At 36.5% G+C, this 24,804-nt stretch carries 30 protein-coding genes; 10 read left to right on the forward strand and 20 right to left on the reverse strand.

Annotated elements, in window-relative coordinates; translation table 11 throughout:
* The first annotated feature begins 4 nt into the window (after positions 1-4).
* Together BM327_RS02555 and BM327_RS02560 are read left to right on the forward strand one after the other, a co-directional pair.
* Positions 5-880, forward strand: coding sequence for a cation diffusion facilitator family transporter (locus BM327_RS02555; RefSeq protein ID WP_090245992.1), 876 nt, complete (start codon positions 5-7; stop codon positions 878-880).
* Between the two features lie 166 nt (positions 881-1,046).
* Positions 1,047-2,255: a sensor histidine kinase gene (locus BM327_RS02560; protein ID WP_090245994.1), complete on the forward strand. Its 1,209-nt coding sequence runs from the start codon at positions 1,047-1,049 to the stop codon at positions 2,253-2,255.
* A 116-nt stretch (positions 2,256-2,371) separates the two neighbouring features.
* Here BM327_RS02560 and BM327_RS02565 read toward each other — a convergent pair whose 3' ends face one another.
* A complete protein-coding gene (locus BM327_RS02565) occupies positions 2,372-2,764 on the reverse strand; it encodes an RNA recognition motif domain-containing protein (protein WP_090245996.1) in 393 nt (130 codons plus the stop codon).
* Positions 2,765-2,902: 138 nt separating this feature from the next.
* Here BM327_RS02565 and BM327_RS02570 point away from each other — a divergent pair, with 138 nt between their 5' ends.
* A complete protein-coding gene (locus BM327_RS02570; protein ID WP_090245997.1) occupies positions 2,903-3,352 on the forward strand; it encodes an FKBP-type peptidyl-prolyl cis-trans isomerase in 450 nt (149 codons plus the stop codon).
* Here the strand turns inward: BM327_RS02570 and BM327_RS02575 are convergent.
* Positions 3,349-3,843 carry a hypothetical protein gene (locus BM327_RS02575; RefSeq protein ID WP_090245999.1) on the reverse strand — a complete coding sequence of 165 codons (495 nt, stop codon included), beginning with the start codon at positions 3,841-3,843 and terminating at the stop codon, positions 3,349-3,351. The two genes, BM327_RS02570 and BM327_RS02575, sit on opposite strands and share 4 nt — an antisense overlap.
* A 5-nt stretch (positions 3,844-3,848) precedes the next feature.
* Positions 3,849-4,661, reverse strand: coding sequence for an alpha/beta hydrolase (locus tag BM327_RS02580; protein WP_170853645.1), 813 nt, complete (start codon positions 4,659-4,661; stop codon positions 3,849-3,851).
* Between the two features lie 93 nt (positions 4,662-4,754).
* On the opposite strand from BM327_RS02580, the gene BM327_RS02585 reads away from it, so the two are divergent.
* Genes BM327_RS02585 through BM327_RS02600 form a run of 4 tightly spaced genes read left to right on the forward strand, consistent with a single transcriptional unit; the run spans position 4,755 to position 7,811 of the window.
* Positions 4,755-5,138 (forward strand): hypothetical protein, encoded by a 384-nt coding sequence (locus tag BM327_RS02585; RefSeq protein WP_090246003.1) that lies wholly within the window; start codon positions 4,755-4,757, stop codon positions 5,136-5,138.
* 1 nt (position 5,139) lies between these two features.
* Positions 5,140-6,144, forward strand: coding sequence for a CBS domain-containing protein (locus BM327_RS02590; RefSeq protein ID WP_090246005.1), 1,005 nt, complete (start codon positions 5,140-5,142; stop codon positions 6,142-6,144).
* Positions 6,141-7,142: a 3-deoxy-7-phosphoheptulonate synthase gene (gene aroF / locus BM327_RS02595; RefSeq protein WP_090246007.1), complete on the forward strand. Its 1,002-nt coding sequence runs from the start codon at positions 6,141-6,143 to the stop codon at positions 7,140-7,142. Before BM327_RS02590 ends, aroF begins: the two co-directional genes overlap by 4 nt.
* 3 nt (positions 7,143-7,145) lie before the next feature.
* Positions 7,146-7,811, forward strand: coding sequence for a KdsC family phosphatase (locus BM327_RS02600; RefSeq protein ID WP_090246009.1), 666 nt, complete (start codon positions 7,146-7,148; stop codon positions 7,809-7,811).
* 273 nt (positions 7,812-8,084) lie between these two features.
* Here BM327_RS02600 and BM327_RS02605 read toward each other — a convergent pair whose 3' ends face one another.
* The 7 genes from BM327_RS02605 to BM327_RS02635 form a co-directional block, all read right to left on the reverse strand.
* Positions 8,085-9,242, reverse strand: coding sequence for a cysteine desulfurase family protein (locus BM327_RS02605; RefSeq protein ID WP_090246012.1), 1,158 nt, complete (start codon positions 9,240-9,242; stop codon positions 8,085-8,087).
* Positions 9,243-9,256: 14 nt separating this feature from the next.
* Complete coding sequence (glmM, locus tag BM327_RS02610) at positions 9,257-10,642, reverse strand: phosphoglucosamine mutase (protein ID WP_090246014.1); 1,386 nt, start codon at positions 10,640-10,642, stop codon at positions 9,257-9,259.
* Entirely contained in the window at positions 10,643-11,134 is a 492-nt protein-coding gene (gene ribH, locus BM327_RS02615) for a 6,7-dimethyl-8-ribityllumazine synthase (protein WP_090246016.1), read from the reverse strand.
* Positions 11,134-11,775, reverse strand: coding sequence for a tetratricopeptide repeat protein (locus BM327_RS02620; RefSeq protein ID WP_090246018.1), 642 nt, complete (start codon positions 11,773-11,775; stop codon positions 11,134-11,136). Before BM327_RS02620 ends, ribH begins: the two co-directional genes overlap by 1 nt.
* Before the next feature lie 97 nt (positions 11,776-11,872).
* Entirely contained in the window at positions 11,873-14,728 is a 2,856-nt protein-coding gene (locus BM327_RS02625) for a GH92 family glycosyl hydrolase (protein ID WP_170853646.1), read from the reverse strand.
* A 4-nt stretch (positions 14,729-14,732) separates the two neighbouring features.
* The gene (locus BM327_RS02630; protein WP_090246023.1) at positions 14,733-15,653 is read right to left on the reverse strand and encodes an ROK family protein; all 921 of its coding nucleotides are present in this window, start codon (positions 15,651-15,653) and stop codon (positions 14,733-14,735) included.
* On the reverse strand, positions 15,643-16,260 hold the full coding sequence (locus BM327_RS02635; RefSeq protein WP_090246025.1) for an HD domain-containing protein: 618 nt from the start codon (positions 16,258-16,260) through the stop codon (positions 15,643-15,645). The genes BM327_RS02630 and BM327_RS02635 overlap by 11 nt, the downstream gene beginning before the upstream one ends.
* 214 nt (positions 16,261-16,474) lie before the next feature.
* Here BM327_RS02635 and BM327_RS02640 point away from each other — a divergent pair, with 214 nt between their 5' ends.
* The 3 genes from BM327_RS02640 to BM327_RS02650 are packed head-to-tail and all read left to right on the forward strand — an operon-like array spanning position 16,475 to position 18,264.
* Positions 16,475-17,014, forward strand: a complete 540-nt coding sequence (locus BM327_RS02640; protein ID WP_090246027.1) for a 30S ribosomal protein S16 — start codon at positions 16,475-16,477, stop codon at positions 17,012-17,014.
* Positions 17,015-17,026: 12 nt separating this feature from the next.
* Complete coding sequence (gene rimM, locus BM327_RS02645) at positions 17,027-17,557, forward strand: ribosome maturation factor RimM (protein WP_090246029.1); 531 nt, start codon at positions 17,027-17,029, stop codon at positions 17,555-17,557.
* Positions 17,558-17,565: 8 nt separating this feature from the next.
* A complete protein-coding gene (locus tag BM327_RS02650) occupies positions 17,566-18,264 on the forward strand; it encodes a tRNA1(Val) (adenine(37)-N6)-methyltransferase (protein WP_090246031.1) in 699 nt (232 codons plus the stop codon).
* 6 nt (positions 18,265-18,270) lie between these two features.
* Here the strand turns inward: BM327_RS02650 and BM327_RS02655 are convergent, their stop codons facing one another.
* The 10 genes from BM327_RS02655 to BM327_RS02700 form a co-directional block, all read right to left on the reverse strand.
* Positions 18,271-18,726: a DUF1801 domain-containing protein gene (locus tag BM327_RS02655; RefSeq protein ID WP_090246034.1), complete on the reverse strand. Its 456-nt coding sequence runs from the start codon at positions 18,724-18,726 to the stop codon at positions 18,271-18,273.
* Between the two features lie 93 nt (positions 18,727-18,819).
* Entirely contained in the window at positions 18,820-19,410 is a 591-nt protein-coding gene (locus BM327_RS02660) for a hypothetical protein (protein WP_090246036.1), read from the reverse strand.
* A 111-nt stretch (positions 19,411-19,521) separates the two neighbouring features.
* Positions 19,522-20,070, reverse strand: coding sequence for a hypothetical protein (locus BM327_RS02665; RefSeq protein ID WP_090246038.1), 549 nt, complete (start codon positions 20,068-20,070; stop codon positions 19,522-19,524).
* A gap of 99 nt (positions 20,071-20,169) precedes the next feature.
* A complete protein-coding gene (locus BM327_RS02670) occupies positions 20,170-20,589 on the reverse strand; it encodes a nucleoside-diphosphate kinase (RefSeq protein ID WP_090246040.1) in 420 nt (139 codons plus the stop codon).
* Between the two features lie 522 nt (positions 20,590-21,111).
* Positions 21,112-21,501, reverse strand: coding sequence for a hypothetical protein (locus BM327_RS02675; protein ID WP_139230218.1), 390 nt, complete (start codon positions 21,499-21,501; stop codon positions 21,112-21,114).
* An 85-nt stretch (positions 21,502-21,586) separates the two neighbouring features.
* Positions 21,587-22,195 (reverse strand): hypothetical protein, encoded by a 609-nt coding sequence (locus tag BM327_RS02680; RefSeq protein ID WP_090246044.1) that lies wholly within the window; start codon positions 22,193-22,195, stop codon positions 21,587-21,589.
* Positions 22,196-22,199: 4 nt separating this feature from the next.
* Positions 22,200-22,631 (reverse strand): YbbD-related protein, encoded by a 432-nt coding sequence (locus tag BM327_RS02685; protein WP_090246046.1) that lies wholly within the window; start codon positions 22,629-22,631, stop codon positions 22,200-22,202.
* A gap of 81 nt (positions 22,632-22,712) precedes the next feature.
* On the reverse strand, positions 22,713-23,204 hold the full coding sequence (locus BM327_RS02690; protein WP_170853647.1) for a YxiG-like protein: 492 nt from the start codon (positions 23,202-23,204) through the stop codon (positions 22,713-22,715).
* 84 nt (positions 23,205-23,288) lie between these two features.
* Positions 23,289-23,858, reverse strand: a complete 570-nt coding sequence (locus BM327_RS02695; protein ID WP_090246050.1) for a carboxypeptidase-like regulatory domain-containing protein — start codon at positions 23,856-23,858, stop codon at positions 23,289-23,291.
* A 143-nt stretch (positions 23,859-24,001) separates the two neighbouring features.
* Positions 24,002-24,796, reverse strand: a complete 795-nt coding sequence (locus BM327_RS02700) for a DUF3108 domain-containing protein (protein ID WP_090246052.1) — start codon at positions 24,794-24,796, stop codon at positions 24,002-24,004.
* Positions 24,797-24,804 lie beyond the last annotated feature (8 nt).

Consider the following 24,804-nt stretch of genomic DNA (forward strand, 5'->3'; position numbering starts at 1 on the left):
GGAGATGAGAGAAGAAGATCAAGCTGTCAAATTAAGTCTATATAGCGTAATCAACAACGTGTTTTTCGCCGTAGTTAAAGGATTGGCTGGAGTTTTTGGTAATTCTTATGCGCTGATTGCCGATGCTATAGAATCTACCGCAGATGTATTCTCTTCTTTATTGGTCTTTTTTGGCTTACGGTACGCAGCAAAACCTGCAGATGAAAATCACCCGTATGGACATGGAAGAATTGAACCGCTGATTTCCTTCTTTGTGGTTTTCTTCTTAATGTGTTCGGCTTTTTTTATAGCCTATCAAAGTATCATCAACATACAAACTCCCCATGCTTTACCGGAATGGTGGACCTTACTTGTACTTTTGGTAATTATAGCCTGGAAAGAAATCAATTACAGACGCTTGCTATTGAAAAGTAAAGCGCTGAATAGTTCGGCATTAAAGGCTGAAGCTTGGCACCATAGAAGTGATGCAATTACTTCCTTATTGGCTTTTATTGGTATATCCATCGCCTTATTTTTTGGTGAAGGATTTGAGGTAGCCGACGATTATGCAGCTCTTGTAGCTTCTGGTTTTATCGTGTACAACAGCTATGGTGTGTTTAGACCGGCCATTGCTGAATTTATGGATGAGCATTTGCACGAGGAATTGGAAAAAGGTATTCGTGTGGAATCAATGAAAGTTAAAGGTGTGTTAGGAACAGAAAAATGTTACATCCGAAAAATTGGAAAGAAATTCCATGTTGATTTACATGCGGAGGTAGATGGACGTTTAACGGTAACAGAAGGACATACCATAGCACATCAGCTGCAAGATCATTTAAAAAATACCTTTTCAGAGATAGGAGTGGTGTTAATACATGTAGAACCATTTTCTGAGAATTAAATTAGTGGAGAAATTTATTGACGGTAGGCGGTATATATTCTAGAATATTTCCTATTTTAACTCCCACACTACACAAACAACTCAAATTACATATTGATAACGGCAAACTAAAGAAGTTTTACTTTTTTAGCTTGTAGTATTTTGAGTAAATCAAACAAACTGAAGTATGCATTATAAGCTAAATGAGGCTGAAAAAAAACGTATAAAGGAGTTAGAAAGCTACTCCATTTTAGATACTCTGCCTGAGGCGGATTATGATGCTATCACAAAAATTGCTGCACAAATATGTGATACAGAAATTTCTTTGGTGAGTTTAGTGGATGCCGATAGACAATGGTTTAAATCCCATTTAGGAATAGATGCCACAGAAACACCCCGAGAATATTCTTTTTGTTCGCGTGCAATTGTTAGTCAAAAGGACATTTACATCATAGACAATGCAAAAGAACATCCGACTTATAAAGACAATCCTTTAGTTACCGGACCTCCACACATTATGTTCTATGCAGGTGTACCCTTAGAGGGGAATGACGGCTACAAACTAGGAAGTTTATGTGTTATTGACTCAGAGAAAAAGCAATTGAGTGAAGCACAGATAGAAGCTTTAATTGCTTTGGGTAAACAAGTGGAAAACTTACTCAAGTTGCGTAAAAATCAGATGGTTTTGGATGAGATCATACGAGAGCTTGAATTAAAGAACGAATCACTGGAGCAGTTCGCGTATGTCGCAGCACACGATATTAAATCTCCTTTGAACAATATACGCGCATTGGTAGATTTGATCTTGAAAAAAGATGTGGATGATTTAAGTGAAGGAGTTTTAACCAAATTGAGGATGATACAAAATACATCCGATAAATTAAAAAGACTCGTAGATGCATTGCTTGAGTATTCTCAGGTAGATGCAAAGATGAATGAGGTAAAGGAGGTGAATGTTCAAGAGGTCATGGACACCATTGTTGACTTACATTCTAGTGACAGCGTGAATATAAAAGTCTCTACAGACAGAGAAATAGTATATTTTAGTGAGTTATCCTTTTACCAGATCTTGCATAACTTGGTAGTTAATGCTATAAAGTACAACGATAAAGATCATGTAAAAATAGAGATCAATTTAAGCTCTAATGAAGAAGAATGTACCTTAACCGTTAAGGATAATGGGGTGGGTATAGCACCTGAGAATTATAAAAAGGTTTTTGAAACCTTCACTACATTAAAAACTAAAGACAAATACGGGAATTACGGTAGTGGTTTAGGTTTGTCTATATTGAAGAAAATAGTAGAGCAATATAGGGGCGAAATTTCGGTAACCAGCACCTTGGGAGAGGGGAGTTGCTTTACGGTAGTGATCCCCAAAATAAAAGACATTAAGTAAGAGAAATTATATCAAAGAGGCTAGAAAGTAAAATAGGGAAGGTATCATTATTCAATTGATATTTCCTTTTTTTGAGGTAGAAAAAAAAGGGTGATCGTATGATCACCCTTTTTGTATTAAATACGTTTTCTTCTCGGACGCATTACACGTTTTTGTTCTCCATCTGCCTCTCTGCTAGAATTATCTCTCGTGTTATTAGAGAAAGAACGTTGTGGTTTATCCTTGAAGCTTTTCGTTGGTTTTTTCGGGGTATCTGGTCGTGATCCTTTTGGTGATGCAATTTTTACATCTAAAGCTCTTCCATTCACCTCAACACCATTTAATGCTTGAATTGCAGCAATGGCTTGATCGGTATCTTCCATTTCTACGTACCCAAAACCTCTCGATTTTTTTGTTTTCTTGTCGTAAACAACATGGGCGTAGCTAACTTCACCGAATTGGGAAAATGTTGCTTTTAAATCTTCTGAAGTAATACCAAAGTCTAAATTGGCAATAAAGATATTTGTCATCTAAAAATTATTAATCTAATGCAGTATGCACCACAAATGTACTGTTTAAAGTTCTTAACTCAAAATCAACAATAAATCTCTGAGAATTAAATCTTAACTGTTAGAATATTATATTTGCTGTAAAAATATTTGAGGGATATGAGATTTTTATTGTTTGTAAGTTTGGTATTAGTGGTTTTATCATGTAAAAAGGTAGATCCTGCTGAGCAAGCACAAATAGATGATGAAATTATTCAGGATTATTTAGAGACCTATGAAATTGTTGCTGAGAAATTAGACAACGGTTTATACTATTCTGTTGAAAAAGCAGGAACAGGACCTCAACCCACAGAATACTCAGATGTTTTAGTTGCCTATACAGGATACTTCACCAACCAAAGTGTTTTTGATGAAAGTGAGCCTGAAGGAATTAGCTTTAATCTTCAACAAGTAATAAAAGGGTGGACAAAAGGTATTCCTTTGTTTAAACAAGGAGCAAGAGGAACTCTATATATTCCATCTGCACTTGGATATGGTACCTCTGGTGCAGGTTCTATTCCTCCCAATAAAGTGTTGATTTTTGACATTCACTTAATAGAGGTACTTTAATCTACCCCGAAGGAGTGAACATCGTTGTGGTTTTCCTCTATTCCATCTTTTAGTTTTTTAATGATACGTGTAAGTTCGAACACGTCTGGAGTTGCATTGTTTTTTAACCAAGCAAAACCTTTGTATCCATTTTCTTCTCCATCTACAGCTTCGGCCATGTAGTAAAGTGCCGTGAAATTGTTCATCTTTAACCATCTTAAGGCTTGCTGGTTTCCTTCTGCAGCATTGATGAAAGCCATTAAGTGAGGGTAACCATTTTTCATCAACCAATCTCGGGCTTCATCCTTTAATTTCAGTGCATAGGTAGCCATAAACAGCTCTTCAAAACCATTTTCGTTGAGGTAGTTTAATAAATCGTTATTTCCTTCTATGGCCTTTGCCCAGGCTATAATAATCTTCGGGTGATAGGTAAGTTCCTTACTTTCTAACTTTGTTGTTTTCGTAATATCAACTTGTCTTTTTTTCTTTCGTTTTTTACTAAAAAGTCCCATCTGATTTATTGAATAAAGTTTAAAATATGTTGTACCGCTTCTTGCATAGGCGTTGGTAGTTGATCATTTTCCCATGGATGTTTGCTATGGAAGGTATGTCCCGTCCCCTCAACAATGACCAATTTACCCTTTGAATGCTTCGCTAAGGAAAGGGAACAGCTAGGGTCCACTGCTTCGTCTTCGCTTCCATGTATGTGCAGGGCGGGTTTCTGGAGTGTTTTTAAATTCTCACCTATGTTTAACTGGGCCTCATTTTCAAAATAATCTGTGTAAAAACTATAATAATGAGGCATGTCTTGGAGAGTTCTTCCGTTTTTTACAGAAAATACTCCTTCTTTCTGCCAATTATTGAGTGCTTCTCCTTGTATGAATCTTTTTTCAAAATCATCCACAGCTGCCAAGGTGATAAGTGTATTAATATTTTGGTTCTGAGCAGCGCATAAAGCTGCTATTCCTCCACCTCTGGAGTGACCAATGAGGTGGATATGGGAAGGCGCAAACTTTTCTTTCAAGAGGTCTACCATTATATGAGCATCCTTTACCTCGAAACTGTATCTGTTTTGAGCATAAGCTTCTAAATCTGGGAAATCTATGGGGTTTTCAACGCTTCCTCCGTTATGACTAAAATTAAAAGCACAAAAGGCATAGTTCTCATCTGTAAAAGCTTTTCCCATTAAGTGCCATGCACCCCAATCTTTGTAACCTTTGTATCCGTGCATGAAAAGTATGAGTTGTCCATTCCAATTTTCTGGAACAATTAGATCGTAGACAGATTTTCTGCCTTGAGCACCCGTGTAAATTTCGTTTCGCTTATCCATCCTCATAATATCCACTGCTTAATCTTCAAAAATACCTTGTATTTCCTGAAATTGATAGCCTAAAACTACTATTTTTAGGCTGTAATGAAGACAATGAGATTATTTTTCGTAGCCTTACTTTTCTTAACTCTTTCAGCATGTGGAGCTTCCTTGGGAGATCGTATCGATTCTAAGAATTTACATGTTTATTATATGGATGGAGTAAGTGCACAGGAGGCCGTTGATTTTGCCACGTATTGGAGAGACAACGGTTTTGTGGGCGATCAAAAACAAACCATACAATTAATAAGAAATGAATACAAGGAGTTAATTGTAAAACTGATAGAAGACAAAAAGTTTGAACAAAGTAGGTTATCGCTCGATGAACAGGCTATGTTGTCTAAATTAGCCCGTACTTTAGAAAAGGAGGTATTTACAGCTACCAAGGTTAGGGTAGTACCGTGTGACAATACATTTAGACCTCTCGTAAAACAATAACATGAAGATTTCAGCATCTATATATTCAGATAAAAAACGTCCACTAAAAGCAGTAATTGAAGATTTGGTGGCCCATAATGTAAATCTATTACATGTAGATTGTAACGATGATTTGTCTGTTTTCGACGATATAAAAGAGATCAGAACTTGGTGTGATTTACCAATAGATTTGCACATCATCACCGAAGAACCTGAAAAGTATTTCGATAAATTAAGAGAGGTTCCTGTTGAATACCTAACTTTTCAATACGAACAATTGCCTGCTGATTTTAGTTTACCTTTAGATATTGCTGGAGAAAAAGGCTTGGCAATTACAACGCCAACTCCTATATACGTATTTAATGAGTTTGCTGATTTCGACTTCTTACTAGTTATGGCAACGGTGCCCGGACAAAGTGGGGGAGTTTTTGACCCGGTAAACTTTCAAAAAGTAAGGGATTTTAAAAAACTCTATCCGAGAAAAGCGATACACGTAGATGGTGGAGTAAATGCGGAAGTTTCCTTTATTCTAAGAAATTTAGGGGTGCGTTCGAGCGTATCTGGAAGTTACTTGTTTAAAAGTGCCAGTGTAGGTGAAGCTTTGATGAATTTGACCAACAGAGAGCACGTTTCTTCTTTTTGTGTAAAGGACTTTATGGAGATGCTCCATGAAGATATTTTTGTTTACATAGAAGGATTGAATTTGGAGAAAATTTTAAACGCGATCGAATTAGGAAATAAAGGTTTAGCCATCGTGAAAAATATAGATGGACACTTTTTGGGAATAATAACCAATGCAGATGTTCGAAGATTTTTGCTGGCGAATATCACCGATGTGTATGCAGCGGAGGTGAGTGATATGATAAATAAAACACCCGTAGTTATACCAGAAACCGCCACGGTAGAGGAAATGTTAAACCATGTAAAGGAACAAGCTTTTCCTATTTCTTATCTTCCAGTTATATCTCAAGAAAATAAGGCTGTTGGTATGATTACTTTTGTAAACTTGATAAAAGGAGAATTATGATAATACACTTAAAAAATAACATAAACGAGCAAGATGCTCATCACTTAGCGGAGAGTGTTCAAGCTTTCTATTTTAAAGACCAAGAAGGGAAAAAGGTTTTGGTGACTTCTTCTTCAGTGAAGGAATTACCAAAAGAGGTGGAAGATAAAGTAAATGACTTTTGGGTTTTTCCAAATGATATGCAATTGGCTTCTCGTGAATATAAAAAAGAAACGAGAACCGTTGCCATAGGAGATACACGCATTGGTGGTGATACAGGCAATACTATTTTGATAGGTGGACCTTGTTCTGTAGAATCTGAAGGACAAATTAGAACTTCTGCAGAATTGATCAAGGGTATGGGCTTAACAACACTAAGAGGTGGTTGTTATAAGCCAAGAACTTCTCCTTACAGTTTTCAAGGGTTAGGTTTAGAGGGACTTATGCTTTTGGCAAAAATGCGAGAAGAGTATGGACTTAAAGTGATCACAGAGGTGAGAGATGCTACACACGTAGATGAAGTTATAGAGCATAGTGACGTAATACAAGTGGGGGCCAAGGCCATGTATGATCAAGGTATTCTAAGGGCTTGTGCAAAAACACAAAAACCAGTATTGATCAAAAGAGGATTTGGTACAACCTTACAGGAGTTTGTGCAAAGTGCGGAATTTGTTTTATCTGGAGGAAATGAAAATGTAATTCTTTGTGAAAGAGGTATCAGATCCTTTGAAACAAAAACAAGATTTACCTTAGATTTATGTGGAGTTGCTTACTTGCAAGAACATACCAACCTTCCAATAATTTTAGATCCTTCTCACGCAATGGGATTTGCTTATGGAGTACTTCCTTTAGCAAAAGCATGTGTGGCTATGGGAATTGACGGACTATTAATTGAAGCACACCCAACACCAAAGTTGGCAAAATCTGACGCTTCTCAGCAGTTGGATCATGAAAGCTTCTCTCATTTAATAGATGAATTAAATCCTATCGCTCAGGCGGTTGGATACAAAATCGTTTAAGACATGTATTTAAAAGAAAACCTGGCGTATTTACTCCAACAAAAAGATGTAGAATTGGAGGAGTTTCTGGATAGAAATGAAGTGGAAGACGTAGATGAATTTTCTATTGATGCTTTAAATGAAATTGCCGAGCACTATCAAACTACATTGAGAGATTTGTTGTTTTCTTCATTTGAGAAGAACCATGAAAAATTGAAAAATGTAAAACTTTTGATTTTGGATGTCGATGGAGTAATGACAGATGGTGGAATGTATTTCACAGAGAATGGTGATCAAATCAAGAAATACAATACCAAAGATGGAATGGCCATTATGCATTTGATCAAAAGGGGGTACCAAGTTGGAATTATTTCTAGTGGTTTTAAAATTGAGATGGTTAAAGCTAGAGCTGATTTATTGGGAATACAACATTTTTATGTCGGTAGAGATAGAAAGCTTGATGTTTTAAAAGCCTGGTGCGCTGAGCTCAATATAACTTTAGATGAAGTAGCCATGATAGGTGACGACATCAATGATTTAGAAGTTATGGAAAATATTGGAATAGCCGCTTGCCCGAATGATGCGGTTGACAAAATTAAAAATGCGGCGAATATTCATTTGAGAATGAATGGAGGTAAAGCCTGTGTAAGAGAGTTTATTGATAACTATTTACTACAAGAAGCTATTTAGTTGTAGTGCATACATATTTTGGTTGAGGGTGATAATTAGGTTTGTCACCCTTAATTTTTATCCCTAATCTTAAAAGTGCATCATCAAATCCTTTGTTCTTTTTGTTCTTTTTCATGATTTCCTGGTTTTATGTAATATAAATTAGTCAATAAATGTGCCAGTCACCTTAATTTTCCCTTTATCTGTGGGAAATATTGATTTAAGCTTGCTAGGAATGCATAAAAAAAGGTCAAGCTTTACAACCTGACCTTTTGACATTGAATATTTTTGGAATTATGCCACGGGTGTAGATTTCAAATTGTGTTCGAAAACTTCTACCAAAACTTCTAAAGCATAATCAATTTCTTCTTTGGTTGTAAATCTAGAGAAAGAGAACCTTGCATTTGGGCGAGATATGTCTGCCTTTATTCCCTGTAACACATGTGATGCATTTACAGATCCTGAACTACAAGCAGATCCTCCTGAACAAGCGATTCCTTTCAAATCTAAGGTGAAAAGCAACATGTTTGACTTTTCAGTATTTGGGAAACATACGTTCAAAACCGTGTATAAGGATTTTTCAGGAGTAACATCTCCGTGAAATTTAATATCCTCAAAACGATTTTGTAGTTGTTCTATCATGTAGCTTTTTAAAGCTTGAACATGAATTTGGTGTTGCTCCAAATGTCTATCGGCAATTTCCATTGCCTTGGCTAAACCAACGATTCCATATAGATTCTCTGTACCACCTCTAAATCCTCTTTCTTGTCCACCACCAAAAATAAGGTTACCTATTTTGATGTCCTTCTTAATGTATAAGAATCCGATTCCTTTAGGTCCGTGAAATTTGTGCGCAGCGCAGGTAATGAAATCTATGTCCAATTCTTGCATGTCGAATTTGTAGTGCGACATGGTTTGAACTGTATCAGAGTGGAAGTAGGCTCCATGTCTACGACACATCTCACTTACTTTCTTTAAAGGAAGTAAGTTTCCAACTTCGTTGTTACCGTGCATCAAAGAAACAAATGCTGGTCCTTGAGCGTTGGCTAACAATTCTTCCAAATGCGCTAAATCCACATGACCTTTTTCGTCGAACTTAACGAGTTTGAATTCTATATTCTTTTCTTCACAAATGTTTTCTACCGTATGTCCAACAGCATGGTGTTCGATAGGAGAGGTGATGATAGTTTTACATCCCAACTCTTTCACAGCGATGTTAATTGCCATGTTATCAGCTTCCGTTCCTCCTGAAGTAAAAATAATCTCTGAAGGAAGGCAATTGATAATCTTTGCAACTGTTCTTCTTGAAGTTTCAATCGCTGCTTTTGCTTGTCTACCATAGTAGTGCGTAGAAGATGGATTTCCAAAACCGTCTTGCAGGTAAGGAATCATTGTTTCTACTACTTCAGGGTCAATAGGAGTAGTTGCTGCGTTATCTAAATAAACTCTCATTGATTTTCTTCTAATTAGTTTAAAGCCATAATATCATCCATAATGCGCTCAGCCAATTTATTCGCCATTTCTGTAGTAGAACTTTCTGAATAAATACGAATGATAGGTTCTGTATTACTTTTTCTTAAGTGTACCCATTCCTTGTCGAAATAAATTTTAACACCATCTGTTGTGTCTACCTCTTTATCTTGGTATTTCACAGCCATGTTTTTCAATATTTCATCCACATTGATTTCAGGTGTCAATTCAATTTTATTCTTAGAAATAGTATACTTCGGGTAACTGTCTCTTAATGCAGAAATTGTTTTCTTTTCTTTCGCCAAGTGACTTAGGAAAAGTGCAATTCCAACCAATGCATCTCTACCGTAGTGTAGGGCAGGAAGAATGATTCCTCCATTTCCTTCTCCTCCGATAACAGCATTAACTGCCTTCATTTTTTCTACAACATTCACTTCGCCAACTGCTGATGCAAAGTATTGATTTCCTGATTTTTCAGTTACATCACGTAAAGCTCTTGTAGAAGATAAATTAGATACCGTTGCTCCTGGTGTATTACGTAGAACGTAATCTGCAACAGCAACCAAAGTATATTCTTCTCCAAACATAGATCCGTCTTCACAAACGAAAGCTAATCTATCTACATCTGGGTCTACTGTTATTCCCAAATCTGCTTTGTGCTCTAGAATTGCATTTGATAAATCTGTCAAATGCTCAGGAAGAGGCTCAGGGTTATGCGGGAAATGACCTGTAGGTTCACAGTATAACTCTGTAATATTTGAAACACCTAGTTTTTTCAATAGTGCAGGAACGAACATTCCTCCAGTTGAGTTTACGGCATCTACAACTACTTTAAAATTAGCAGCCTTAATTGCTTCAACATCTACACCATCTAATTTTAATACAGCATCAATGTGCTTGTCTAAATAAGTGTTATCCTCTTTGTATTTTCCTAAATCATCTACTTCAGCAAAGATGAATTCTTCAGCCTCTGCTATTCGCAATACCTCAGCTCCGTCTTCGGCAGAAATAAATTCTCCTTTTTCATTCAATAACTTTAAGGCATTCCATTGTTTTGGATTATGACTCGCCGTTAAGATAATTCCTCCGTGTGCTTTCTCCATAGCTACAGCAACTTCAACAGTTGGAGTAGTAGATAAACCTAAGTCTGTAACAGATATACCTAATGAGCGTAGGGTAGAAACAACTAAGTCAGAAATGATAGGTCCTGAGATACGAGCATCTTTTCCAACCACAACACTTAATTTCTTTGCATTGTTTCTGTTCTGAAGCCAAGTACCGTAAGCTGCAGCGAATTTCACTGCATCAATCGGAGTCAAACCTTCGTTCACTTTTCCTCCTATCGTTCCTCTAATTCCTGATATAGATTTGATTAATGTCATTTATTCAAAGTTTTTTTTAAGTCCAACCATTTTCATACAAGCGATAGCACATTCAATTCCTTTGTTCCCGTGTTTACCACCAGATCTATCTATGGCCTGTTGAAGGGTGTTATCAGTTAGAACACAAAGCACAGTAGGTTTATTGTATTTTAATCCTACATCTTTTAGTCCTAATGTCGCACCTTCACACACGAAGTCGAAATGACGTGTTTCACCTTGTATTACTGATCCAATTGCCACCACACCATCTACGTCTGTATATTCGTACATGTACTGTGCTGCCAAAGGCAATTCAAAGGTTCCTGGTGCAAAACGAACGATGATGTTCTCTTCTTTAACACCGTTTTCTAAAAGTGCTTCCTTAGCACCTTTTAATAAATTCAGGGTAATGTTTTCATTCCATTCAGAAACAACGATGCCGATTTTAAAATCGGCACCATTAGGAACATACTCCTGATTATATTCTGATAAATTTCTATTCTCTGTTGCCATTATTTAGCTGTTGAGTTGCTTGCTCTAGCTTTGTACTTTTCAACTGTGTTTTGACTAGCAAAAGCTGGATATTCATCTATAATTGTCTGGTAAATTTCTGTTGCCTTTTCGAAGTCTTTTAGTTCCTCACAAACTTTTCCTGCTTTAAACAAGAAGTGTGGAGTAGTAAGTTCGTTCTTTCTTCTTTCTGCTGCAGTAACGTAAGCAGCTATACCGTCTTCTAAGTTTCCTAATTCAACGTTACAGTCTCCTTCTAAACCTTTGGCAAGCGTAGCAATAAATTCGTCGTTTAATTCAACTCCTTCTACTTCTTCTAAAGCTCTTTGGTAATCTCCTTTATCGAAGTATAAGCTCGCTAATTGGAATTGAGCCATTTCTCCTTGGTTGTACCCGTCGTAGTCAGCTACTTGATTTTCAAATTCGGCGATGGCAAGGTTTACGCTATCTTTCTGCAATAAACTGATTGCTGTTGAATTGTAATCTGATGCTTCAGCTTCTCCTGGCTCAACAATTAATTTGTTGTATCCAAAGATTCCTAAAACAATCACAACAATAACTCCAACTGCAATTGTAAATCCTTTAAGAACTTTGTTTCCTTTTAATTGATCAATAAGTTCTTCTGTGTTTAAATTTTCATCCATTTATTTAGCGTTTTTAGCGTTGCAAAAATATAATTTTTTTTCAGGGATTCATACTTTATTATAAACAAGATGTGGTTAATAAAAGCGAATTATCCACCTATTTCGTGAAAATTTCAATTTCATCCATAAAAATCCATGTTTTTCCACCGGATCCAAGGTGCCAGTCCGGACAGGATCCGTAGTTCTTAATTTTTAGTTTGAGGTAACGCGCAGTGCTTTCTTTATCGAGTGCGAGAGTAGTTTTTTTCTCTAAATTGTATTCGCTTTCCAAGGCCGGATCATTCACTTGAACAAGATCTGAAGCTATAACTTTCATGTTTGCATCTAAATAATCAACCTCTACTTGCTGTGGCAGGAAAATCCATGCATTTATGTATTGCAAGAAAGATATTTCAACGCGTTCAAGGTTTACTAAGGTGTCGAGGTCTATAAGGAGTTCTACATCCTTTCCTTCAAACCCTTGGTAGAGCCCTGTTCTGTAATTGTTACCCGATTTCAATCCATCCATTAAGGCTTGTTCATTACCACCGTTGTATTGGTTGTCATAGGGAGTGAGTAATTGATAACTATAGTTGTTGAAGTCTTTATGGAAAGTGGCAATTACTGTTTTACTTTCACCGAGCTTAGTAGCTGATTTTGCAAATATTTTGGTGTCTTCGTAAATGTAAAATTCATCCTGATAGTAATTCCAGTTCAAGGCGTTGTTGATGCTGTAATAGATAGGGTTGTCATCAGTACTCATAAGTTTAACACGCATGCTATCTTGAAATACTCTCTGCGTAGCCTCAAAAACAGGGTTTGTAAGGAAGTTTTCATCGTGTACCTGAGAATTCGGCGCCGGAAGGGAAGTGTTCAAACCTGCGAATTGAAGTCGACCACCTTGCTGAAGGGTTTGTGCATCAATGGATAAATCGGTTAACTTTTTTCCGTTCCAGGTAATTTGACCTTTTGGATCATTGGTTTTAGTAATGATAAGTGTATTTCCGTTTTCCAGGTGAATTCTAGCGCTATCAACTAAAGGCAGACCTAGGTCGTAATAAGATGCTCCCGGTGTAACAGAATACATGCCTAAGGCATTTAAAACATACCAAGCACTCATTTGACCACAATCCTCGTTTCCACTCAAGCCATCAGGTGCATTGCTGTATTGCTCTTTGAGGATTTTATGAAGCATTTGTCTTGTTTTTTCAGGTTTACCCGCGTAGTTGTAGAGGTAAGCCATGTGGTGAGAGGGTTCGTTTCCGTGGGCGTACTGACCTATAAGTCCGGTAATATCCACTTGGTGTCTACCCGCTAAATCACTTGAAGTGGAGAATAAGTTGTCTAACCATTTTTCCAAGGCCTGTTGTCCGCCTAAAAGCTGAGTTAACCCTTCAATATCATGTGGAGCAAACAAGGAGTATTGCCAAGAATTTGCCTCTGTATAATTGAAGTTTACCTCTGAAGGGATAAAATTAGCTACAAAGGCTCCATTGGTTTTGGGTTGCATGAATTTGTTTGCTGGATTGAAAAGGTTGCGATAGTTTAAACTTCTCAGGTAGAATTCCTGTGCAATTTCATCTTTTCCTAACGCTTCCGCAAAACGTGCTATACACCAATCGTTGTAGGCGTATTCCAAAGTTTTTGAAACGGATTCAGCCTCATCTTCTTGGTAGATTACACCTTGTGTTCTGTAAAAGTCTTTCCCTAACTCCTTGGCATTTGCAGTTGAAATCATCGCTTCTAAAGCTAATTCATGGTCGAATTCTCGAATGCCTTTAAAGTAAGCGTCGACGATAACTGGAACGGCGTGATAACCTATCATACATCCTGTGTAGTTACCAGAAAGTTCCCACATGGGTAGTTTTCCGCCTTCTTGGTATTGGTTTAAAAAGGTATTGATAAAATCTACACTTCTTTCTCTCTGTGTTAAAGCGAAGAGGGGGTGGGCACCTCTAAAAGTATCCCATAAAGAAAATACGGTGTATTGCTTTTCGTTTTCTTTGAGTTGATGAATGTTAAGGTCAGTACCTCTATATCTGCCGTCAATATCACTAAATAAATTAGGAGCGATAAAACTATGGTATAGTGCTGTATAGAAGATGGTATCTACACTTTTATTTGAAGTAAAGATCTCTATTTTATTAAGTTCTTTATTCCAAGCTGTCTCATTTTGAGTTTTGACTGTCTTGAAATTAGATTTATCTACCGCTTTAAGATTTTTTTGTGCGCCCGCGACATCTACAGCTGATATGCCTACCTTAAGTTCGAGTTCTTTTGTTTTAGGAGAAAAGTAAATCAGGTACTTATTTGATTTTCCTACGCGTTCAATCTTTGCTATATCCTCATTACATTCTAGGTAGAAATAGAAATGTTGTTCCCTTGCCCAGGCTTTTGAAATACGCTTACCAGAAAGATGATTTTTATCTACTTTATTAAATTCTACATCAAGGAGTTGATCACGGTAATCTAAATCAAGTAAGAGGTACTTATCTTGTTTATCTTTTGGAAATGTATACCTATGGAAGCCAGTTCTATTACTCGTAGTTAATTCAACTTTTACTTTATTGTTGTGAAACGTGTTTGTATAGTAACCGGCATGTGCTTTTTCATGTGCATGAGAAAAGGGAATTGCATAAGTTTCATCGGCTTTAATTTGGTGTTTTCCTAGTAATGGTAGGATGAGTAAATCTGCATAATCGGGCACGCCTGTTCCGCTTAGGTGGGTGTGACTAAATCCATGAATGGTTGTATCTGTGTAATGGTATCCTCCGCAACCATCCCAACCTTCTTTTCGGGTATCCGGACTCAATTGAACCATGCCGAAAGGTGAACTTGCCCCCGGGAAAGTATGCCCATGTCCCCCCGTTCCTATAAAGGGATTTACAACGTGCGCATAATTTCTTGTTTCATTCTGAGCATTTGCGCCAAACGTGAATAGCGCTGTGAGAAGGGTCAGTACAGTTTTTTTCATGTTTTTAATATTTTGCATAGGCTGCAGCTCCAAGTATAGCTGCGTTTCTATGGTGTAATTCAGAGCTTAATACTTGAACTTTACCTTGGTATAAATTCAATAAATTCGCTTGCGTATAGTGATCTACTTTTTGGCGGAAATATTCACCATTCTTTGCAATGCCTCCAAAGAGTATGAAAGCTTCAGGATTTGAAAAGCACGCAAAATTAGCCAGCCAATATCCTAGTTTTTCTGCGGTAAAATCGATGATGTATTCTGCAAATTGATCGCCTTGTTGGGCAGCATTGAAAATATCAAGCGGATTAGGATTCTCTAATTCAACAAGGGGAGAGTTGGCTTTATGTGGAGAAGTTAAAAGATCTATACTGCGTAGCATTCCCGTTGCCGAGCAATAAGTTTCCAAACACCCCTTACGACCACATCCACAGGGTCTACCGTCTTTATCAACCATTACGTGACCAAATTCACCTGCTGTTCCAAACTTACCGTTAAATATTTCATTGTTGATGAATATTCCAGCTCCTAGTCCGGTTCCGAGTGTAATTACTACAAACTCAGAAAAATCTTTTGCTGCGCCGAAGAGTTTTTCTCCCACAGCCGCAGCGTTGGCATCGTTGGTTAGTTTTGTTGGTACTTTAAAATAGTTCTCAAAGTACTCCACGATAGGAATGTTTACGCCCCATCTTAAATTGGGTGCGTTTTCTATCATACCACTAAAGGTGTTTGAGCTTGGCGCACCTATACCTATTTCTCTGAAGGTGTAGTTTTGAGTTTGTTCTTCTATTAATTCAGGTAGTAGTGATGGGTTTCTTACTTCTGCTGTACTTAAGTTTCCTTCAAATACTATTTCTCCCTCTTGGTTGACTAAACCAAAAGCAATGTTGGTTCCACCTATATCTATACCTAATGTTAAATCAGTTTGCATGTTCTAGTGTTAAATTCCATTCATTTAAAAAGCCATCTTTAAAGGCTTGCATCACGGTGTGACGTTCTTTTCCAATTTCTCGAGCCGCCTTCGTATTTAATAACCCATAAAGTTCTAAAAGCTTATCGTCGAAGTGTTGTAGTGAATTTCCGGAATCTGTAGACGAGTAGAGGGGTCTGTTTTTATTTCCACCATAGGCAAAACATCGAGCTATTCCCATATAACCCATGGCGTCCAATCTATCAGCATCTTGTACAATTTTACCTTCTAGGGTTGAAAGTGCTGGAGCTCCCTTGCTATAGCTCATATTGGCAGTAATGTCTATTACGGCTTTAATGATTTCGGAACTCACCGCATGTTTTTCTAAAAGTCTTTGCTGCAGTTTGGGTCCTACAGAATAATCACCATCATGAAATTTGTGATCACCCACATCGTGTATGAGTGCTGCAAGAAAGATGATGTCTTGATTTCCACCTTCTACTTTATGAAGTTTTAAGGCAAGGTGTAACACGCGTTCAATGTGCGACCAATCGTGACCACTTCCTTCGCCTAAAAAGTCCTTTTTCACTTCTTCTACAAGTCCTTTATATGTTTCAAATAATTCCATGAATGAGGATAAATTTAAAAGGATAACTATGGTGGTTTACAAAGACTAGCGGATTGTTTTTAACAAAAATCTTTATGATTTGTTAATAAGGACTTTTTAATTCCTTCTTTTTACTTGATTTTTAGTGAATTTCTTTTCTCACTAAAGTTTTTTCTTTCTATCTTTGCAGCCTTAATTATTAACGTGGGTTTCGAACCCAAAACAATAAACAATTATGGCAACTAAAATTAGATTGCAAAGACACGGAAAAAAAGGTAAACCATTTTTCCACATTGTAGTAGCTGATTCAAGAGCGAAGAGAGACGGTAAATTTATCGAGAAAATCGGTACTTACAACCCAAACACTAACCCAGCAACTATCGATGTACAGTTCGAGAGAGCTTTATCATGGGTACAAACTGGAGCTCAAATGACAGATACTGCAAGAGCTTTGATGTCGTACACTGGTGTTTTATACAAAAACCACTTAGTAAACGGTGTTAAAAAAGGTGCTTTAACTGCTGAGCAAGTTGAAGCTAAATTTGAAGCTTGGGCAAAAGAAAAAGAAGCGAAGATTGAAGCAAAAAGATCTGGACTTACTAAATCTGCTGAGCAAATGGCTGCTGACCGTTTAGCTGCTGAAAAAGAAGCTAACGACAAGAGAGCTGCAGAAATCGCTGCTAAAAACACTCCAGAAGTAGAAGAGGCTCCAGAAGCTGAAGCTACTGAAGAAGCACCAGCAGCTGATGAAAACGCAGAAGAGTCTGCAGAGTAAAAACATTGAACTATGAATAAAGCGGATTGCTTTAATCTAGGATATGTGGCGAAACTTCACGGTTTTAAAGGTGAAGTTTCGCTTTTTTTTGATGTCACAAATCCTTCAGATTATCACACACTCGATGCAGTGTACATAGACATCAACGACAACCTTACACCCTTTTTTGTAGAATCTATCAAGCCCAAACAAAAAGGTTTTGTTCAAGTAAAATTCGAAGGTGTAGAATCAGAAAACGATGCGAAAGTTATTTTGCGTAAAGATCTGTTTTTGCCTTTGTCGCTTTTACCAGAATTAGATGGGTTAAACTTTTACGACCATGAAGTGGTGGGGTGGAAAGTGATAGATGCAACTTACGGTGAAGTAGGTATATTGGAAAGTATTATCGATAACAACGTTAACCCGTTAATACAAGTATTAAACGGTGAAAAAGAAGTGTTGATTCCTTTTATTGATGGATTGATTCAAAAGGTAGACAGAGCAAACAAAGAATTGCATGTTGCAGCACCGGATGGGTTGGTTGAAATGTATCTAGAAGCATAGTATCCACTATGATCTTCAATTTTAAACATTTTTCTATTGAACAAAGCAATGCCGTACTTAAAGTGGGTACGGATGCTTTTGTTTTAGGAGCTTTTATGGAGGCTACCTCACCGAAAAGCGTTTTGGATATTGGTTCAGGAACCGGTGTTTTGTCTTTAATTGCCGCGCAGAAATTCAACAGGGCACATATTGATGCTGTTGAGATAGATGAAGAAAGTGCGCAGTTGGCAAATCTTAATTTTACTAATTCGAAATGGAAAGAGCGTTTGCATATTCATCATACTGCTCTTCAAGACTATAAAAGTCATGCTACTTACGACCTTATCGTAAGTAATCCACCATTTTTTGAGAATTCGAGTGCAGCAGATTCTGATGTAAACAACAGGGTGAAACACAACAATGGTTTAAGTGCAGAGGAATTAATTTCTAACGTTGCCGAACTTTTAAGTGATTCTGGAATATGCTGGTTGATTTTGTCGGCAGATTTCATGACTACTTATCTTAAAGCTATAAAACATCATCAGCTCTACATCACTAAAGAAATCAATGTATTCGGTAAACCATCAGTTTTAAAGCGTAAAATTTTGGTACTTGAAAAGGAGGAAAAGGAGAAGCAGTATCAGGACTTTACTATACGCAACATGGATGGAAAATACTCGGCCGAATACATCGCTTTAACCAAAGAGTTGCACGACCGAGCATTATAAACGAAACTAACGTTTCAAATTCTTTTCATATAAATCTATCCAATCTTGAACGGTCATTTTTTGAACCGTCTCTTTGATCAAATCATAAGGAATATCATTCATTCGCTTCAAACGCAAGCAACTTTTGCCCATATCTAATTTGTATTTGCTGTGCTTCGGATATTCTTCCACAAACCATTTGTACAATTCTGGGTTAGCATAAATCCCCATGTGGTAAAAACCAATAAAATTCTTTTGTGAAGCAAGGCTCAAAAAGGGAAGGGGTAACTCTGGTGTACAGTGGTAACCGCTAGGGTATATATCATGAGGTACAACCCATCCCAACATACCATAACTTATCGTTTCTTTAAAACCTTCCGGAATGTTTTCATTAATGATTTCTCTTAATTTCTGAATGACTTCTCTTCTTTCTTCAGGAATCTGAGCAATGTACTCTTCTGGCGTATTGGCTTTGTATTGCATGTTTAAATTTTATGTAAACACTAAATTAAAGCTAATTCGGAGAGTTCAAAAGTTGAGGACATAAAAAAGGTGAGCATTACACTCACCTTTTTATTAATTAAATATTTTGTAATGCAAACTAAAGGCTAAAGAATTACTTGAGTTTTTGAAAAGTAGAGATCTGTTTTTTCCAGTGTGGAACTGGCTCATTCCAAAACCTACATTAGGTACAAATTCTAGATTTAGAATAAATTTCTCTGATAAGTCATAAGTTAGTCCAAAAGTGTGACCAATACCTGCGTACAAACCAAAATGCTTTAGAGAAACGTAGGCTCCAACAAAGGGTTCCCAACCATGGTAATAGGTGAATTTATTATCCAATTGCTTTGTTTTAAGGAAAGAAAAGGCTCCACCTGCTCCTAAGGCCAAATACTCTCTATCCAAAGGTCGGTTCAAGCTACTTACATTTGACCCCACAAGACCCGTACTTACCGTTCTAAACCTAAAAGCCCGATTTTCGTTTTTATGTTTTAGATAAGTAAAACCTAGGTTTCCTTTCATATCTACACGTACTCCCATTTCTTTACCAAGGGTTACACTTGGTTTTGTATATAGTTTAGAATCTGTATTTCCTTGAGCGTGTACGGAAAAATTTTGTGCGATGAAGAAGGCAATAAACGTAGTAAGGGTAAAAATTCTATTCATGTGATTTAAGTGTTATTTTCAAAATGATTTACAAAAATAAATTCATTTTGGAGATTTCAAATGATAAACAAAAAAAGGTGAGTATTATACTCACCTTCATCATATTTTACCTTAGAAATTATAGGTTGCTCCCAGACCTATTAATTGACTACTCGTATTAAAACCTACATAGGTGGTGGATAAACCTGGATTCGAAGGGTAGTGGTTATTATTCACGTACAACGCCGGTATCGTTTCTAGGTAGATGTTGAAGTTTTGGTTGAGGGCATAATTAAACCCTAGCATGTACCCAAGTGCTAAAGATGTATTACTTTGCTGTAGGCCTTGGACGGCTGTAAAGGCAAAGTTAATGGCCGGTTCAAATCCATGCTGAAAAGAGAACTTATCGTTGATGGGTTTAAATCGTTGAAAACCTACAGCTAGTCTTAAACCACCTGTCGAACTTTTGGTATCTACATGATAATTGTAATTTAACCCTCCTGCTCTAAAACGGATGGCTTTGTTTTCCTTGTGCATGAGTGAAAAGGTGAGGTCTAGGTTGTTGAAATTGCTGGTTCTTAGTCCTACAGCTTTACCCTTGGTTGGTGCTTGGGCATAGGTGGTGGTAATCATACCTAAGCTTGCAACTATTGTCGCGATCAATAATTTATAAACTTTCATATTTATTTGATTAGAATTAGATGAGGAAAGTACATAAAAAAACAGGTCGACAATTATGCCGACCTGTTAATATATTTTAAAGCTTACTTAAGTAGCTCCTTAGAAAATCTCGTTTGCAGAGAAGTGGAAGTTACCTTCGATCTCAGCGTTCTCATCAGAGTCAGATCCGTGAACTGCGTTTCTTCCGATAGACTCAGCGTACTTCTGACGGATAGTTCCTTCAGCAGCTTCAGCTGGGTTAGTAGCACCGATTAATGTTCTGAAATCAGCAACAGCGTTGTCTTTCTCTAAGATAGCAGCAACGATAGGACCAGAAGTCATGTACTCAACTAATTCACCGTAGAATGGACGCTCAGCGTGAACTTCGTAAAATTTCTTAGCTTGCTCTTCAGTTAAACGTGTGTATTTCATCGCTTTGATGTCAAAACCAGCTTCGATAATCATATCGATGATTTTCCCCATGTGCCCGTTCTCAATTGCGTCAGGCTTAAGCATTGTAAATGTTCTATTCGTTGCCATTATAAATGTTTTTCAAAAAATTTGGTGCAAAGATATACATATAAAGTTCTTAATTCAATAGTTCACTATAAAAGTGTGTTTGGAAGGGAAAGTTTAACGTTTTGGAAACAATGTAAAGATTGGAAATTTGAAATTGGAGATTGGAGATTGGAAATTAGAAATGGAGATTTGAAATTTGAACTTTGACTTATGACTTTTGACTTTTGAACTTTGAATTTTGAACTCATTCGGCTACATCCCAAGCTACCGATGTCCGCTTGGGTCGGGCTATACGCTATTACTCCTCTCCCCAAAAGCTTTTCATCAACCACCCTGCAAAGCTTCTTTAGTCGCTTTATAGGCTTGGCTATTCAATAGCTTTTGTTCCTCCGGGGTATCCGCTGCTATCCCTTGTAGGGAAAATAGATTGGAAATTGGAGATTTGAAATTGGAGATTTGAAATTGGAGATAGGTTTTAGTAAACTTCGATTATTGCTAAGTTTATACTAGACTTAAAATTGAATTTTTCGTGCTTTTAGAGGATTAGTTGGATTTAATTTCAAATGTTCCGTGGTTTTCGTATTGGCTTCCTCCTTGGTAATAAACTTCTGTAAAGTTTCCTTTTATGAAGTATTCTTTACTAAATAATTTGTTGGACCATTCTCCATCTATATCCATTCCAAATTGGGAGAAGGAAATGTTTTCTATTTTTCCTTCAATGATTTTACCATTTTTCGTTAGCTCAGAATCGTTGATGATAATTTTGTTTTTAGAAGATGCTGATATTTCTATTTCAGCAGTTTCAACTACTCCTTGAGGAGTGCTGTAGGTGAATGTTCCTTGATACTTACCTACACTTGGTTTCTCTTTAGAGCAGCCTAGCATAAAAACTATAAGGAAAATACTTGCTATTACTAAGATGTGAGTCTTCATTAAATTTGGTTTTAAGGTTGCCTGCTTAACGATCAGGACGCTAAATATATCTTTAAATTACTTGTTGGAACACGTTTTTAACTTTTCATCCGGCTTCTTGCCTCCAAAAGTGAACGATTTTATCATTTTCTATTTTGAATCCATAAATGACCATTGATTCTACACACCAATCAGGTTGAGCTAGAAAGGTGTTGTAAACGCTCAATCTGAATGAGCAATTCTTAGCTTCAAAATTCATAGCAATCTTGTCTTTACAAATCTCGGGGTCTGTATAACCCTTAGGAGCTATGTTAAAATGATACTCTTTTTCGAACTGGTTGTTAGCAGTTAGTGAGTCCAAGTTAATGTCAGCTAGAAACTCCTTTAAATATTCCAGTGTCAAGTCGACCATTATTGATGTTTCTTGATCATTGTTAGGATATTGCACCTTTCTAATTGAATCTAGTTTGGAAAAGAAATCTGCCTGAAGTCCTGTGCCCTTAAGTTTCAAAAAATCCTCAGCTTTTCCCATACAAATTGTAGAAGCAACTTGCTCTGAATCTTTTTCCATTGACTTAGCATATTCTTCTCTTTGTTCCTTATCTGGTCCTGGAGTAAGTTCTATTCCGTCAGAGGTAGCAATATTATCGTTTTCCTGAGTATTAACACATCCAAAAAATGTCAATACAATCAATATGTAAATTAGAATCTTCATTATTTCAATTCGTTAACAGCGAGTAAATTGTTTTATCTTCTGAATCCTTGATAATATACCAACGATCGTTTTTGCGATATATCAGTTTTCCCTTATTGTTTGTCTCCAAATCTATAAACCAATCTGGCTTGGCACCTGAGAGTTTTTCAATGACTTTTTCCAAATTAGAAAAATCAATTTTAGTGTAATCAGAAGAACTTAAAATTGAGTCATAGAATCCTACCTCCATATATTCAAACCTGGAAAAAGCGTATAGAGAGTCAAGACCGGAAATACTTTTGAAATTAAAAGCATCTTTACCAACACAATCAGGAAACCAGCTCTTTGCTCGAAGGTTAGATTTATCAAACTCTTTTAATGTTTCATATTCTTGTCGGAACTCATCAGAACACGATGCAATTCCTATCAATATTATCAGAAGAACGAGAAATTTCATGATTTACGCTAACGGTTTGGCTATGAGTAGTTTATCGTAGGTCATTGCGTATAAGTGTTATTGTGTTATGGCTTTTTTCTTTTATTCATTCAATGGCATAATCACTTGATTAATAAGTGAATTGTCATCATTTATTTTTTCTAAGGTCCATGTCTCATATATCAAATTCATCTGAAACGAATTAGTCTCTAATTTTACTTCATTTATTTTCTTTCCAAGTCTGTCACTCCAATTGGTTGCCTTGTCAGAGTTTCTGATTACTTTAAATCCTGGATATGCCAATGACCAATTTGTACCCCATACAAAGCCATCTGGTTCATTATTCTTTTCCCAAATTTGATAGTCGGTGAAAAGGTCGTCCCACGATTTTCTAAGTACGTCATCTTTTACCAATGTTTTGTACGTTAAATCGTAACAGTGCTTGAATGTTAATATATATCGACCTGCCGAGTCGCCAATCCAATTTGCCTCGATTTCAAATTGGTAGTCTCGAACATAATCAGCAAAACCATGTTTTAAAATGGCAACATCGTATATGTCTTCTAATTTTATATCGTCAATTCCCATTGTCATTTTTCGCTTGTACACAACGGTTTGGCTATGCGCAGTTTACCTTAGGGCATTGCGCATAGGTGTTGTTGTTGCATGTTTTCATTTTCATATGTGCATCATTATTCGATACTTTTTCAAGTTAGAACAAATCTTATGAAAATCATCCCGATTTATTCTTACACATTTGATTATTTCAAGTATTTCGGTCTCTTCTAATTCTGTTTTAGAGTCAATTTGGTAAACTTCCAATTCAGGAGCAAGCCCTAATATTATATTTAGATCAATCTGTTGACCATTTCCAATTTCAAATTCTAAATTGAAGGGGGCATAATTAGAAGCTTTTACTTCAATTCTATATTTTCCATTTTCAAGACGAAGTTGAGTATTACCGTTGAAATCGGAAGTCAGATTTGTTTCGGATTCAATTGCAAGATTTATTACCTTGATATTAGCAAAAATTACGGTATCACCTTGGTTGTCAATTAATCTTATTGTCGAATTTTCCCTATTTAATTTTGTAGTCAGTTGATACGAAGAAGTATCTTCTTTATTCTCAAATTGAAACCAATATTCGTACGGGTAATCTTCGTTCTTATCAACCTTATTTAAGTGCCATTTTTGGCCAAAGCATTGAACAGTAAAAAGTATTGATAATATGAGAAATGTCAGTTTCATCTTAATGTACTATAACGTTTTGCATATGGCTTTGTGGCGGTTTCGAAGCACTTTACCGTCCCTAGAAACCAAAGCTTGCTACGGAGCGAAACCTTGCTCGCACTCGTTCACCTGCCATAAGCTATATGCCTTGTTAACACCAGTTAATTATACTTACTTTCAAAAAAATCCTTTCCATCTCTCAATATAGTTCCATTTACTACTTTCTCAAGTTCTAGTTCAACTTTGATTCCTGTGAATAGGGTGTATTCTAACTTAATAAATCCATATTTGTTAGAATAGTAGGCTTTAAGTTTGGACTTCCCACTATTAGATGTTGCAACAGCATTAATTACGAAACAGTCTATTTCTCCGAGTTTGCAATTAAGTTTCTCTTTTCCAGTAATCTCATAACGGTAGTTTAATAATAGCCTACCGTCCCATTTCCCCCATTTTTCATTAGACCAATGATTGCCTATACTCATACTGTCAGTCCACTTATAACCTTTAGGTTTGTTTAGTTTTATATATGGAAAAGGACAAGTTTCTAGAGATTTAAAAAATCCACTTCTTGGTGGGTGAATCCAAATATTTTCTTTATTCTCCACAATTCCCGTAAAGGCGATTATTTTTGGATTGGGTTCATAGCTGTAACAGACTTCTGTTTGTTTTGTATTTGTTCTTTGAAATAATCTCGGTTTTATCATTGTTAAATGAATTTCAGAAATTTTAAGTGAATCAATGTTATTAGTAAGTTTAAAATTATCTGAATCATTTTCTTTTAAAAATAGAGTCGAATCGTCTTCAGTAATTTTTATGTTGAAAACAAACTCTTTACCTAAAGTGTAGATTCGATTATTTTTATCAACTTTTCTTTTTTCAATATGTAAGCCATCATATTGCTGCCCAAAAGATAGATTTGAAATTAGCAGTATCAATATTAAAATTCTGTTTTTCATAATTGGTG

Source organism: Lishizhenia tianjinensis, from assembly GCF_900116425.1.
GTDB lineage: Bacteria > Bacteroidota > Bacteroidia > Flavobacteriales_D > Crocinitomicaceae > Lishizhenia > Lishizhenia tianjinensis.